Annotated in this window: 13 protein-coding genes; 6 read left to right on the forward strand and 7 right to left on the reverse strand. The window is 61.8% G+C overall.

Annotated elements, in window-relative coordinates; genetic code table 11:
* Positions 1-183 precede the first annotated feature (183 nt).
* On the forward strand, positions 184-1,467 hold the full coding sequence (locus E4631_RS17470) for a redoxin family protein (RefSeq protein WP_133657095.1): 1,284 nt from the start codon (positions 184-186) through the stop codon (positions 1,465-1,467).
* A gap of 205 nt (positions 1,468-1,672) precedes the next feature.
* A complete protein-coding gene (locus tag E4631_RS17475; RefSeq protein WP_133657094.1) occupies positions 1,673-3,094 on the forward strand; it encodes a M48 family metalloprotease in 1,422 nt (473 codons plus the stop codon).
* A 77-nt stretch (positions 3,095-3,171) separates the two neighbouring features.
* Here the strand turns inward: E4631_RS17475 and E4631_RS17480 are convergent, their stop codons facing one another.
* The 5 genes from E4631_RS17480 to E4631_RS17500 all read right to left on the reverse strand — a co-directional run bounded on the left by E4631_RS17480 (position 3,172) and on the right by E4631_RS17500 (position 8,483).
* Complete coding sequence (locus E4631_RS17480; protein WP_135318619.1) at positions 3,172-4,080, reverse strand: hypothetical protein; 909 nt, start codon at positions 4,078-4,080, stop codon at positions 3,172-3,174.
* Positions 4,081-4,153: 73 nt separating this feature from the next.
* Entirely contained in the window at positions 4,154-5,878 is a 1,725-nt protein-coding gene (gene gldG, locus E4631_RS17485; protein ID WP_133657092.1) for a gliding motility-associated ABC transporter substrate-binding protein GldG, read from the reverse strand.
* Between the two features lie 2 nt (positions 5,879-5,880).
* Positions 5,881-6,606 (reverse strand): gliding motility-associated ABC transporter permease subunit GldF, encoded by a 726-nt coding sequence (gene gldF, locus E4631_RS17490; protein WP_133657091.1) that lies wholly within the window; start codon positions 6,604-6,606, stop codon positions 5,881-5,883.
* Positions 6,607-6,723: 117 nt separating this feature from the next.
* On the reverse strand, positions 6,724-7,659 hold the full coding sequence (gldA, locus tag E4631_RS17495) for a gliding motility-associated ABC transporter ATP-binding subunit GldA (protein WP_240735026.1): 936 nt from the start codon (positions 7,657-7,659) through the stop codon (positions 6,724-6,726).
* Positions 7,660-7,787: 128 nt separating this feature from the next.
* Positions 7,788-8,483, reverse strand: coding sequence for an SDR family oxidoreductase (locus tag E4631_RS17500; RefSeq protein ID WP_133657090.1), 696 nt, complete (start codon positions 8,481-8,483; stop codon positions 7,788-7,790).
* 34 nt (positions 8,484-8,517) lie between these two features.
* Here E4631_RS17500 and E4631_RS17505 point away from each other — a divergent pair, with 34 nt between their 5' ends.
* A complete protein-coding gene (locus E4631_RS17505; RefSeq protein WP_166648039.1) occupies positions 8,518-9,285 on the forward strand; it encodes a DUF2807 domain-containing protein in 768 nt (255 codons plus the stop codon).
* An 81-nt stretch (positions 9,286-9,366) separates the two neighbouring features.
* On the opposite strand, the gene E4631_RS17510 is transcribed toward E4631_RS17505, so the two are convergent.
* Entirely contained in the window at positions 9,367-10,077 is a 711-nt protein-coding gene (locus E4631_RS17510; RefSeq protein WP_133657088.1) for an SDR family oxidoreductase, read from the reverse strand.
* Positions 10,078-10,174: 97 nt separating this feature from the next.
* Here E4631_RS17510 and E4631_RS17515 point away from each other — a divergent pair, with 97 nt between their 5' ends.
* A complete protein-coding gene (locus E4631_RS17515; protein ID WP_133657087.1) occupies positions 10,175-10,906 on the forward strand; it encodes an ABC transporter permease in 732 nt (243 codons plus the stop codon).
* Between the two features lie 69 nt (positions 10,907-10,975).
* Positions 10,976-11,788 (forward strand): ABC transporter ATP-binding protein, encoded by an 813-nt coding sequence (locus E4631_RS17520; protein WP_133657086.1) that lies wholly within the window; start codon positions 10,976-10,978, stop codon positions 11,786-11,788.
* A gap of 34 nt (positions 11,789-11,822) precedes the next feature.
* On the opposite strand, the gene E4631_RS17525 is transcribed toward E4631_RS17520, so the two are convergent.
* The gene (locus E4631_RS17525) at positions 11,823-13,076 is read right to left on the reverse strand and encodes a geranylgeranyl reductase family protein (protein ID WP_133657085.1); all 1,254 of its coding nucleotides are present in this window, start codon (positions 13,074-13,076) and stop codon (positions 11,823-11,825) included.
* Positions 13,077-13,173: 97 nt separating this feature from the next.
* Between E4631_RS17525 and fabG the strand changes: the two genes are divergently transcribed.
* On the forward strand, positions 13,174-13,923 hold the full coding sequence (gene fabG / locus E4631_RS17530) for a 3-oxoacyl-[acyl-carrier-protein] reductase (protein WP_133657084.1): 750 nt from the start codon (positions 13,174-13,176) through the stop codon (positions 13,921-13,923).
* The last annotated feature ends 3 nt before the right edge of the window (positions 13,924-13,926 follow it).

Below are 13,926 nucleotides of genomic sequence, written 5' to 3' on the forward strand. Positions count from 1 at the left end.
GCACGGTAGGCAAGTTGGTAGCTTACGCCTATACTTAGAACGGGTCCAGATAAGGGATGGTTCTCCTTACGGAGTGGGCGGCGGTTCCCGCAGAGGTCGCAGAGGTTTACGCAGAAGACGCAGAGCATGGGCGATAACTAAACGGGGGCGGCGCTAGTTTTGGGGCTTCTACGTTGCTATTTCATGAAAGCCTACCCCCTTCTTTTGAGCGCGGCGCTGCTGGCTGGCTGCCAATCATCTACCACCGATACGGCCCAGGATGGCGCGGGCGCTACGTCGGCCGCCGCGCTGCTCACGCCCGGCCCCTGGCGCGGCGAGCTAGCGGCGCAGGGCCAGAAAATTCCATTTCTCTTCGAGGTGAAGACGGAAGCCGGCAAGCCGGTAGTTTACCTCATCAATAAGGGCCTGAACGGCGAGGAGCGCCTGCGCTGCGACGAGATTTCGGCGGCCGGCGACTCAGCCACCATCAAGCTGCACGTATTCGACGCGGCGCTAGTAGTGCGCGCCGATGGCAAGGACAAGCTGAAAGGCACCTGGGTGAAGTACGATGCCAAGACGCCATATCGGGTGCCGCTGGTGGCAACGGCGGGCGCGCAGCCGCTGTTTTCTGGCGCTGTGGCTAAAGGGGAGCCTTTCGTTGGCACTTGGAAGACAGAATTTAAGGATGAAACTGGCAAAACTTATCCAGCAGTTGGCATTTTCAAACAAGCGAATAGTGATGTAACTGGCACCTTCCTAACCACGACCGGCGACTACCGCTACTTGGCTGGACAGGCAGATGGCGTGACGATGCGCTTAAGTACATTCGATGGCAGCCACGCCTTTTTATTCACCGGAAAATTGAACGCTGATGATACAACCAGCAGTCTTACCGGCGACTACTACTCCGGTAAGTCGGGCCACGAAACCTGGACGGCTGTCCTCGACCCCAAAGCCAAGCTGCCCGACGCCGACACGCTGACCTACCTCAAAAAGGGCGAGTCGCGGCTGAACTTCAAGTTTCCGAGCATCGTGCAGGGGGGTAGTATCTCCCCTACCGACCCTAAATACAAGGGCAAGGTGGTGGTGGTGCAAATTTTGGGCTCGTGGTGCCCCAACTGCATGGACGAGACTACTTACCTCGCGCCCTGGTACGAGCAGAATAAGGCGCGCGGCGTCGAGATTATCGGCCTGGGCTACGAGCGCAGCGCCGACTACGACAAGGCCGCCCCGCGCCTGCGCAAGATGAAAGAGCGCTACAACATCGGCTACGACCTGGCCGTGGCGGGCGTGAGCAACAAAGACTCGGTGGCCGCGTCGCTGCCGCAGCTGGCAAAGTTTCTGGGTTTTCCGACTACTATTTTTCTGGATAAGAAAGGTGTGGTGCGCAGCATTCGGACGGGCTTTTCGGGGCCGGGCACGGGGCAGTATTATGAGGACGAGAAGGCGCATTTCAACCGCACCGTGGACAAGCTGCTGAAGGAGTAGCGAGCGCTGCTCACGTAACCTTCACCCTACCCCCTCGTTTTAAGCGCCACTATCCGCAAGCCGGATGGTAGCGCTTTTTTCGGGCTCTTTGCAGCCACGGCGCAAGCATAGGGCCACCGTAGGCCTACCGGTGCGTGCCGCCGCCGGCGCGCAGGTTTGGCCTGACAATTGGACTACGGTTCGTAAAATCATTCACTTTCCCACCATGACGACCTTTTCCCGCCGCATCCTGCGCCCAGCCACTTTGCTGCTGCTGTTGCCGCTGGCCAGTGCTACTTCTACCAAACTCTACCGTCCCGCCGCGCCGCTGCAAGGCGCCCAGCCCGACCCGCAGGTGCTGGCGCAGTTTGGCCTCTACAATAGCCCCAAGCTGCAAGCATACATCACGCAGCAGGGCAAGCGCATGACGGCCATCTCGGACCGGCCCGGCGACTACGGCTTCACTATCGTCGATTCGCCGGTTATCAATGCCTTTGCTACCCCCGATGGGCACGTGTACTTCACGCGCGGCATCATGGCGTATTTCAATGACGAGGCGCAGTTTACGGGCGTGCTGGGGCACGAGCTGGGCCACATTACGGCGCAGCACGGCAAGAAGCAACAGCGCAACTCCATCTTATCCAGCATTTTGGTGGGGGTAGCCACCATCGCGTCGCCTAACCTGCTGGGCCGTATTGCGCAGCCTGCCGCGCAGTTGGTGAGCCTCAAGTACAGCCGAGGCGACGAGAACGAGGCCGACCAGCTGGGCGTAAAGTACTCGACCAAAGTGGGGTACGACGCCTCGCACATGGCCAACTTTTTCCAGACGCTGGAGCGCACCGAGGCCCAGAGTGGCAGCAGCACGCCCACCTTTCTCTCTACCCACCCCAACTCGGCCGACCGCTACCAGCGTGTGAAGCAACTGGCCGCCCAGGCCCAGCAGAGCCTCGGCAAGCGCACGCTCACGGTGAACCGCGACAGCTACCTGCGCTCGATTGAGGGGCTGCCGTTTGGCGATGACCCGCGCCAGGGCTTTGTCGAAAGCAGCGTGTTTTACCACCCCGATTTGAAGTTCCGCTTCCCGATTCCTTCGGGCTGGAAATCGCAGAACTCGCCCGAGCAGTTTCAAATGTCCGAGCCTAATGGCAAGGCGCTGCTGGCTTTTCTGGGGGTAGGCGGCAGCTCGCTCGAAGAGGCGGCCCAGACGCTGGCCAAGAAGATTGGCATCACGCCCGGCAACGCGCAGCGCACCACCATCAACGGCTTCCCGGCGCTCGTGTTTGAGGGCGACCAGCAGGCTTCGCAAGACCAGCAATCCACGCCGGCCCACGTGCAAGCCTATATCATTCAGGATGGCAAGTCGATGTTTGCCTTCGTAGGCCTGGCCACGGCAGCCACCTTCGGCACCTACGCGCCGCAGTTTGCCAGCGCCGCCCAGGGCTACCAGCGCCTCACCGAGGCCAGCAAGCTCAACCGCCAGGCCGAGCGCGTGCACATCAAGCAGGCCAAAACCGCCGCTACCCTCTCGCAGGCCCTCACCGCCAACGGTGTGCCCAGCAAGCGCCTCGAAGAGGAAGCCATCCTCAATGGCATGCAGCTCACCGACCGCCTACCGGCCGGCATGCTGTTCAAGGTGATTGGGCAGTAAGGTAACCTTGGAACCAAAAAAGGGGGGTAGGGAGCATGTGCTCCCTACCCCCCTTTTTGCGTGCGCAACTCTGGTAACTACTTGCCCACCAGCTGCGCGCTGGTTTTGAGGGTGAAGGTCTGGAAGCTGGGGCCGCTGCTGCCGCGGCTCATGCCACGGCCGCCGTAGCCGCCACGCCCCCCGTAGCCGCCGCCCATGCCACCCATGCCGCCGCCGTAGCCACCGCCCATGCCCTGCGGGCCCACCACGCTCATGTCGGATTGCGACTGGCTGCCGGCGGGCAGTTTGGGCTTCTGGCCGGCAATCCAGACGCCGATGGCGGCCGACTGGCCGGTGGCCAGCGCCGGCACCCGCCGGTACACGAGGCGCAGCGGCACGGCCAACTCATAGATGATGTTGTTGCGGCTGTCGAGGCCAATGGCGGCCTTCACACCGAGCTTCGACTCAGAATCGGTGAGCACGGGCTCCTTGCTGCCGCGGTAGTTGAGCAGCTCCATCTCGTGGTCGCCGGCGATGGCCGTGCGCAGCCGCTCCACGTGCTCGGCCTGGCGCTCGGCGGCGGTGGGGCCCATGGCGCCGGCCGGCCGCTCGGCCGAGGGCTTAAAGGAATTTAAATCAACCGCCAGCGGAAAGCGAATGCCCAGTTGCTGCTGGTTGCGGCCCGTCGAGTCGAGCCACACCACCGTGCCCAGGTACACGAGCTTGGCCTGGGTAGGCGCGTCGTTGGCCTTGAGGCGCACGTACACCATGCGGTCGTCGTTGAGCACCTGGTACTGCAGGTGGCTGTTGGCGTCGTACTGCAGCGAGTCGGTCCATTCGCTGGCCGAGCCGTCGATGGTGGGCGGCGTGGCCAGGTAGTGGCTGGTGGCGTTGGTAGCCAGCACGGTCTGCTTGCTGGCATCGCCCTGCGCGGCCGGCTGAGAGGAGGCACAGGCCGTTAGGTACGCGGCGGGAAGCAGAAGGAGCAAGGACGGAGACAGGCGCATAACGAAGGGGGTAGGAGAAAGCACAAAGCTACGCGGCAGCCCTTAGCGGGCGATGAACCGCACAGCGCTGACGCTAAAACCGCGCGTAGCGGCGCTTGCGGCGCCAGGCCCGCACCGCGCCAAAGGCGACCAGCAGCACCAGCGGCGCGCCTAGGTTCAGCAACTGCCACTGCTGGCGCTTGTCGGCGAGCTGCACCTTGTCGAGGGGGCGTAGCGTGATTTGCTTGCCGCGCACGGCGATAAGGCCGGTTTCGTCGAGCATGTAATCGGTGGCGTTCAGAATCAGCTCGCGGTTGGCAAACTCGGTGCTGGAGAGGCGGTCGTAGCCCAGGCGCATCGGCCGGCCACTCTTGGGGTCCACGTCGTTGCGCAGAAAGTCGCCGTCCGAAATCACCAGGATTTTGCTGGGCTGGGCGTTGGGGTTTTGGTCGGGCTGGTAGGTGGTGGTGCCCGGCACAGCGCGGTTGGCGAAGAGCGAGCGGAACTTGCCTTCAAGCAGGTAACCCACTGATTGGTAGCTATTCTGGTATAGCTTGGGGTTGGGCTCCAGGCGCGCGTCGTTGAAGTTGATGGGCACCGGCGCGGGCAGCACGCGGGTATAGCGCGAGGTGGTCATGAGCGAGGTTTTGCGCACGCCGGCCGCCTTCACCGTGTCGATGTTGCCCACAAACTTCATGTACACCGCGTCGAGGTTGCGCGTTATCGGGCTGGGGCTAAAGCGGTTGATGAGGGGGTAGAGCTGCCAGGGCAGCGGCTCAATCTTGGGCTTGTTGCCGGTCATGCCCGTTACCAGCGGAATCTGGCCACTGTTGAGGTCGAGCAATAGGTCGGGATTCAGGCGCACGCCGTAGCGGAACAGCAGGTCGTCGAGGTTGAGGTTGTAGGGCGTGGCCAGGGCGGCGCCGTTGCGGCTCACGCTGTCGAGGTCCACGCGCAGGGCATCCACGAAGAACATGGCGCGCCCGCCGTGGGTGATAAACTGGTCGAGTCGAAATTTTTCCAGTTCCGAGTACGGCCCCGTGGGCTTGGCCACCACCACGGCATCGAGGTTGCCGCGCAGGTCCTTCACCTGGTTCAGGTCCACCCGAAACACGTCGTAGTTCTGGCTCCACGAGGTGAGGATGTCGGCCATGTCGGCATTAGCCAGCTCGCCGTGGCCCGTGATGATGCCCAGCCGGCGCTTGGCCCCGCCGGGCGGCGCCACCTGCCGAATGGTGCTGGCCAGCTCATACTCCAGGCCCTCAATGCTCTGGTTGAGGCGCTCTTCAGGGGCGGCCACCTGACTACCTCGTAGCAGCAGCACGTTGCGGCTCTGGCCGCCGGCCTCCACCACGGCCCAGGGGAAGATGATTTTCTCGACCCGCTTGCCGTTTTCATTAGCGCCGAGGTTGGTCGGCTTCAGGCCTTTTTTGAAGAGAATCTCGTAGAATTTGTTGCGGCCCGCCTCGGTGGGCGCCGCGCTGGGGTCGATAAAGACAAAGTTGAGGTTGCCGCCCGCGTACACCTGCATCTCGGTCAGCGTTTCGCGCACGCCCTGCTCCAGGCGGCGGAACGTGGGCGGAAAATCGCCGGCCAGGTACACCGTAATGGTGACGGGCTTCTTGAGATTACCCAGCAAATCCTTGGTGGCCGGCGACATGGTGTAGCGCTTTTCTTCCGTCAAGTCGAGCCGAAAAAAGAAGCGCTGCGCCACGAAATTGAGCACGAATAGCGCGCCCACAATCAGCGCAAAGCGCAGCAAATCCTGGCTCTTGCGCGAGGTGGCGGGGGTAGGGAGAGCGGTTGAAGTCGGTTCCATGCTTACCAGTTCCGGCTGCGGAGGGCCAACCGCGTGCCCAGCAGGGCCACGGCAATGACGGTGAGAAAATAGAGCACGTCGCGCGAGTCGATGAGCCCCTTGCTGAGGTCGCGGTAGTGCGCCGCGATGCCGAGCTGGCTCACGTAGTAGGCCGGCGCGCCTTCCAGGATGGAGGCCAGCGAATCGAAGCCGGTGTACACCAGAAAGCACGCCACTACGGCCAGCACGAAGGCAATAATCTGGTCGCGGGTGAGGGCCGAGGCCAGCACGCCCAGCGCCGCAAACACGGCCGCCAGCAGCGCCAGCCCCAGGTACGAGCCCACCGTGGCCGCCGAGTCGATGTTGCCGGGCGGCGAGCCCAGCTTATACACCGAGAAGTAGTAGATCAGCGTGGGTATCAGGGCAAAGAGCGCCAGCAGCAAGCAGGCCAGGTACTTACCCCCCACTAGTTGCCCATCGGTGAGTGGGCGCGTGAGCAGCAGCTCCATCGTACCGGCTTTCTTCTCCTCGGCAAACGTGCGCATGGTGATGGCTGGAATCAGCAGCAAAAACAGCCACGGCGCCAGGTTGAACAGCGATTGTAGGTCGGCGTAGCCGTAGTCGAGCACGCTGCTGTTGGGGAAGACCCACACGAACAGCCCGGTCGCCACCAAAAACACGCCGATGACGACGTAGGCCACCGGCGAGTTAAGGAAGGCGTTGAATTCTTTTCTGAGAATGGTAAGCATTAACTCCTGTCATGCTGAGCTCGCGAAGCATCTTATCACGTTCGCTTCACTCGTGTGTACTAATTCTGACGCAGGCAGCGGTGATAAGATGCTTCCTTCGTCAGCATGACAAACGGTTTATTTCGTCAATTCCCCAAACACCGTTTCCAGGCTCTGCTGCTCCTGCCGTAGGCCCAGCAGCAGCCAGCCCTGCTCCACGGCTAGGCGCGACACGGCGGCGCGCACGTCGCGGCCCGGCGCGGTGCGGATGAGCACCACGCCCGGCCCGGCCGCCTCCACGGCGCGGACGCCGGGTAGGGCGGCCAGCGGGGCAGTGGTTACGGGGCCTTCAAACTCGGCGCGGAGCACGGTTTCGCCGGCGGCGCGGGCGGCCAGCTCGGCCACGGGGGCGTCGGCTACCAGCTTGCCGCGGCTGATGATGACCACGCGGGAGCACAGCGCCGTGACTTCGGGCAAAATGTGGGTGCTGAAAATGACCGTTTTATCGGCGCCCAGCTCGCGGATGAGCTGGCGGATTTCGCCAATCTGGTTGGGGTCGAGGCCGGTGGTAGGCTCGTCCAATATGAGCACTTCGGGGTCGTGCACCAGCGCCTGCGCCAGGCCCACGCGCTGGCGGTAGCCCTTGCTGAGCGCGCCAATTTGCTTGTTCTGCTCGCGGGTGAGGCCGACTTTTTGCACCAGCTGGGCCACACGCTGGCGCAGTTCCCTACCCCCCAGCCCGTGCACCGAGCCGATAAATTCGAGGTACTCGTGCACGTACATATCGAGGTAGAGCGGATTGTGCTCGGGCAGGTAGCCCACGCGGCGGCGCACGGCCAGGGGGTCCTGCTGCACGTCGAAGCCGCCGATGCGCACCGTACCGGCCGTGGGCGGCAGGTAGCCAAGCGCGATTTTCATAGTCGTGCTCTTGCCCGCACCGTTTGGGCCGAGGAAGCCCACGATTTCGCCCTTATCAGCCCGAAAGCTGATATCATCGACGGCGTTTTGGGCGCCGTAGGTTTTGATGAGGTGTTCTACTTCAACCATTTTTTGGCTTTCAAAATCGTCTGTCATTGCGAGCGCGACGAAGTGGAGCGCGGCAATCTTTCCTTATCGTTCGCATTGCTGGATTACTACCCCTTTCGTGAAGGAAAGATTGCCGCGCTCCACTTCGTTGCGCTCGCAATGACAAACGAGTTGACTTACTTTTTCACGTTCGCCGGGCGCATCTGAATCTCCGATACCATCGTGGCCTCCGGCGCCTCCAGGGCGTGCACAATGGCGGCGGCAATGTCTTCGGGCTGCATCTTGTGCGGGTCGGGCTCCTGGCCGGGGGTAGCGCCGTTGAAATGCGTTTCGACCGAGCCGGGCATCACGCAGGTGACGCGGATACCGTCGGGCCGCAGCTCCTTGAAGAGCGCGTCGGAGAAGCCGCGCACGGCGTATTTGGTGGCGCAGTAGCCGGCCAGGTTGGCGGTGCCGGCCGTGGCGGCCAGCGAGGCTACGTTGATGAGGTGGCCTTCCTGCTGCTTTTTCATAGCCGGCAGCACGGCGCGGGTGCAGTAAAATAGGCCGTTGACGTTGGTATCGAACATGGCGTGCCAGTCTTCCGACTTGAACCCGTCGATAGTACCAAACAGCCCTACCCCCGCATTATTGACCAGGATGTGGATGCCGGGACCCAGCTCGCGCTGGGTGTTGGTGAAGGCTTCGGCCACGGCGTGCTCGTCGCGCACGTCGCAGGCGAAGAACTGGAAACGGTCGTGGTCCAGGCCCTCGGGCGCGGTGCGGCCCCAGCCGGCCACGGCGGCCCCGCGCGCCAGCAAAGCCTCGGCGGTGGCGCGGCCGATGCCGCTGCTCACGCCCGTTACGATGGCAACTTTCCCACTCAGGTTCATACTTTCAAGTAAAAATTGACGCATGCGACTGCGAATGCTGCTACAAAGTAACGCGCTGGCGGGGCTGCGCCGGGCAGCGGCCCTGCTGGCCGGCGGCCTGGCGCTGGCCGCCTGCGGCGCCGGCCACAACACAGACTGCCTCAAAAGCAACGGCCCCGTGACCACCCAGCGCCGCGCCATCACGCGCGGCCTTACCGATGTGGTGCTGTATGACAACGTGGACGTGACCATTGTGCCCGACACGGCGACCTACGCCGAGGTGCGGGCCGGCGAAAACGTGATTGACGACATCACCTTCGAATACCAGGGCCCCAAGCGCCTGCTCATTCGCAACACCAGCCGCTGCAATTGGGTGCGCAGCTACAGTACGCCGCGCGAGGTGCGCCTGCACCTGCCCTACCTCAAGGACGTGGAGCAGCGCGGCTACGGCCTGGTCACCACCGACGGGCAGTTTCGGCAGGATACGCTGTTTGTGCACTCGTCGGGCACCGGCGACGTCAACCTGAACGTCAACTGCGTGTATTTATTTATTGACATTTACGACGCGGGCGACATGACCTTGCAGGGCACCGCCGAGGACTTTCACCCCAACCTGGGCAGCAACGGGTTTCTGTTCGCCAGCGCCCTCATCACGCGCTTCTGCTACTACCGCACCTACCCCTCCTGGATTGGCGACGCCCATGTGCGGGCCAACCAAAACCTGGGCGGCATTCTCGATGGCACGGGCACGTTTTATTATTCCGGCAACCCCAGCTATATCGATTCGCAGGGTAAGAACCCCAGCCACTTAGTGAAGGAGTAGGGGCAATGGGTGAATGAGTGAATGGCGGAATGGGTGAATAGCACAACCATTCATTCACCCATTCCGCCATTCACCCATTGCTTAAATATCACCTAATTGCGGGCGGATTAGCAGCTCTTCAACTACGGCGTGGGGCGAGAGCTGGTAGGCGCCCAACACGGCCTGGGCCACGTCGGCGGGGTCGATGAAGCGCTCGGGGGGTAGGCCCACCCCGTCCCAGCTGCGGGTGAGGGTGGCGCCGGGCAGCACGGCCGTCACGCGCAGGCCCTGGGCTTTCACTTCCTCGCGCAGGGTTTTGGTGTAGCCGAGCAGGGCAAACTTGGCCACGCCATAGGAGCCGCCGTTGGGGTAGGGCATGATGCTGGCCGTGGAGCAGATGGTGAAAATGTGGCCCCTCCCCTGCCCCAGCAGCGTGGGCAGCAGCGCGCGCGTGACGTCGTAGGCACTTAGCAGGTTCACATTCAGCATCTCACGCAGCCGTGAGCCATCGGCGGGCTCGTCCTGGAAGCGGCCGGGCACGTAAGCGCCGGCATTGTTGATGAGCGCGCCCAGCGGCTGGCCCAGCGCCAACACAAACGCGGCAAAGCGCTGGCAGTCGGCGGGCTGGCTGAGGTCGGCGGGCAGGGTGTATAGGTCCGGACTAGCACACTCGACGGCCAGGGCTGCTAAATCTTCGGGCCGGCGGGCGCAGGTAGCTACGTTAAACCCGGCGTCTAAAAAACTCAGCACCAAGGCGCGCCCGATACCCTGGCTACCCCCCGTTATTACAATTAACTCCGTTGTTGAGGCCACTCTTTTATGATTTTATACGTAAGACGCGCAAAGATGCCCGGCCGTAGCTGGTTGTGGCTGGTCCGGCCGGTTTTCGGCGTTCTTTTTTACTTCCTATATGCTAAAAACTTTCGGCTCATTCGTACTATTTCTCTACAACATGGTGGCCCGCGCCGAGCGGTTTAAAACACTGTGGAAGCGCTTTTTTGAGGAAGCAACGCTTATCGGCGTCAATTCTATCTTTATTGTGGGCATTGTGTCGGCCTTTATCGGGGCCGTAACCTGCATTCAGATTGCCTACAACCTCACCAACCCGCTCATTCCGAAGTCTACCATCGGCTATATGGTGCGCGAGATGACGATTCTGGAACTGGCGCCCACCATCACCAGCATTGTGCTGGCGGGCAAGGTGGGCTCGGCCATTGCGGGCGGCCTGGGCACCATGCGCATCACAGAGCAGATTTCGGCGCTGGAGGTAATGGGAATCAACTCCACTTCTTACCTCGTCCTACCCCGCATTCTGGCGGCCATGTTCATGTTTCCGCTCCTGGTTATTCTGGCCATGGCGCTGAGCATTTTGGGCGGCTATCTGGCGGGCACGCTATCGGGCGTAATGGCTCCGCAAGATTATATTGAGGGCATTCGCACCGATTTTATTCCCTATAACATCTTTTTTGCGCTCATTAAGGCCGTGGTGTTTGCCTTTCTAGTAGCGGGCATTTCGGCCTATAAAGGCTTCTACACCGAAGGCGGCGCGCTGGAAGTTGGTGCTGCCAGCACGGCCGCCGTTACCAATTCCATTATCGCCATCTTGCTGGCCGACTACGCGCTGGCTGCGGTGCTCCTATAAATTTCGTTTTTCGGGTTAGGCTTATTGGGCGTACTACTTGAAATTAGCGAAAGCAAAAAACGAAAAGCAATGATTGAAATATCTAACATCGAAAAATCATTCGACGGCAACCAGGTGCTGAAAGGCATTAGCTGCACGCTCGAAACGGGCAAGTGCAACTTGCTGCTGGGCGGCTCGGGCACGGGCAAAAGCGTGCTACTCTCGTGCATTGTGGGTTTGATGAAGCCCGATATCGGCTCCATCACGTTTGACGGCACGGTGTACACGAACAACAAGGTGGACATTCGACAGGAAATCCGGCGCAAAATCGGGATGCTGTTTCAGGGCTCGGCGCTGTTTGACTCGATGACGGTGGCCAAAAACGTGGAGTTTCCGCTGCAAATGCTGACGCCCGACATGACCGAGGAAGAGCGCCGCGACCGCGTAGAGTTTTGCCTCAAGCGCGTGGGCCTCGAAAATGCGGCCAACAAAATGCCCTCCGAGATTTCGGGCGGTATGAAGAAGCGCGTGGGCATTGCCCGCGCCATTGCGCCGAATTGCAAGTACCTGTTTTGCGACGAGCCTAACTCGGGCCTCGACCCGGCCACGAGCATCAAGATTGACGAATTGATTTCGGAAATCACCCACGAGTACAATATCACCACCGCCATCATCACCCACGACATGAACTCGGTGGTGGGCATTGGCGACCACATTATTTTCCTGCACCAGGGCAAGAAGCTGTGGGACGGCAACAAGGATGAGATTTTGAATGCCGAAGTACCTGAGCTGCGCGAGTTTATCTTCAGCTCATCGCTGGTGCGGGCCGCCAAGCGCGTCGAGCAAGAAGACGGCCCCCACGGCCTGGAGCACCTAGCCGCCGAGCCGCTCTCCGACCTGTAGCCGGCCCTACCCCCCCTTTTTAATTGAACCCCACTCAGGACTTGAGCGGGGTTCTTTTTTGGCCACCGAACAGCAGCTGTACGTAAAATTTGGGCTGCTTGAGGCGCTCCCGCAGGTCAATATCCAGAAACATCTGCGACAGCGTTTCGGCCAGCGTGGGGTTATGAATGGCGCGGTTGGCCACGAAGTTGAAGATGCTGGGCCAGCGCACCAGGCGCTGCAAAATGGTGCTCAGACGCAGCTCCTGGCCCAGGCGGCGGTACACGGCGGTATCGTAGCCTTGCAGGAATTTGGCTGAGCAATCATCGGCCGCCAGTGCCCGGCCGGCCCAGTCGGCGGCGTGGCGCCCACTCACCATGGCGTGGCTGATGCCCTCGCCGCTGAAGGGGTCGATGAGCGAGGCCGCATCGCCGAGCAGCAGGTAGTTGTCGCCGGAAATAACGCGGCGCTTGGAGCCCAGCGGCAGGCCCCAGCCACGCAGCGGCCCTACCCCCTCGGCCTGGGCAAAGCGCTCGCGGAAGGCCGGATGCGTAGCCAGTAGGTGCAGAAATTTTTCGCGCAGGTTGACGTGGCCGCGGGCCACGTCTTTGCTCAGCATGCCTACCCCCACGTTGGCCTCGCCATTGGGCAGCGGGAAAATCCAGAGGTAGCCGGGCAGCAATTCGGGCAGAAAGTGCAGCTCTACGAAGTTGCTGGGGTCGAGGCCAGCCACGCCGCGGTAGTAGGCGCGCAGCCCGGCGCAGTAGTGGGCGGGCTCCAGGCCACGGCCCACCACCTGCCGCACAAAGGCCGACTGCGCACCGTTGGCCACGAGCAATAATCTGCACTGCGCCAGCTCCTTACCCTCCTTATCGAAGAGCAGCCAGCCGGTGGCGGTGCGCTCGGTACGGGCCACCTCGCAGTTCTCGCGAAAGTCGATGAGCGGCTGCTGACGCACTTCTTCAACGAGCAGGTTGTCGAAGTCGAGGCGCTTGACTACGTAGCCATCGGGCGGGCTGGCCGGGTCGCGCTGCGGCTTGAAGGGAATGTGGAGCTGCCGGCCGTTGGGCGCGAAAAAATCGATGCCATTGCTGGCATTGGGCAGGGAGGCAGCAGCGAGGCGGCCCATGAGCGGGCCACCCAGGTGGCGCAGCTCGGCCAGCACTTTGCCGCTGAGGGCATCGCCACAAATTTTATCGCGCGGAAAGGTTGCCTTGTCCAGCAGCAGGCAGGGCTGGCCGGCGCGCGCCAGGTGCAGCGCCGCCAGGGCCCCGCCCGGTCCCGCGCCCAGAATACAGATATCGGGCATTGTAGGGTAAGCTTTCGCTTGCCGGTATATCCAGCAAAACTCTTGTTTCGGCTCAAAGAACGGCAAGCTAACCCTTACCCTACGCTACTTTCGCCCCATGAATCAGACTCTCGCCGGAAAAGTAGCCCTCATCACGGGGGCCTCGAAGGGCATTGGCCGCGCCATTGCCACATTGTTTGCTCAGCAGGGCGCGCAGGTAGCGTTCACGTATTTGTCGTCGGTCGAGAAGGGCCAGGCGCTGGAAACCGAGCTGGCCGCCCACGGCACTAAGGTGAAGGGCTACCGCTCCGACGCCTCCGACTTTACCCAGGCCGAAAAGCTGGTCGATGATGTAGTGGCCGAGTTCGGCAAGCTCGATATTGTGGTAAACAATGCGGGCATTACCCAGGACGGCCTGCTCATGCGCATGAGCGAGGCGCAGTGGGACAACGTGCTCAACGTTAACCTCAAATCCGTTTTCAACCTTACCAAAGCCGCCACCAAGCCCATGATGCGCGCCAAGGCCGGCAGCATCATCAACATGACTAGTGTGGTGGGTATCAAGGGCAACGCCGGGCAGGCCAACTACGCCGCCAGCAAGGCCGGCATCATCGGCTTCACCAAGTCGGTGGCCCTGGAGCTAGGCTCGCGCAATATCCGCTGCAACGCCATCGCCCCCGGCTTCATCGAAACCGAGATGACCAACGCTCTCGATCAAAAGCAGGTAGACGAGTGGCGCAAAGCTATCCCGCTCAAGCGCGGCGGCTCGCCCGAGGACGTGGCCAAGGCCACGGCGTTTCTGGCCTCGGATGATTCGGCTTACATCACCGGCCAGGTGCTGCAGGTGGATGGCGGCATGCTGACATAAGAA

Origin of the sequence: Hymenobacter sp. UV11 (genome assembly GCF_004684095.1) — a bacterium.
Lineage (GTDB): Bacteria > Bacteroidota > Bacteroidia > Cytophagales > Hymenobacteraceae > Hymenobacter.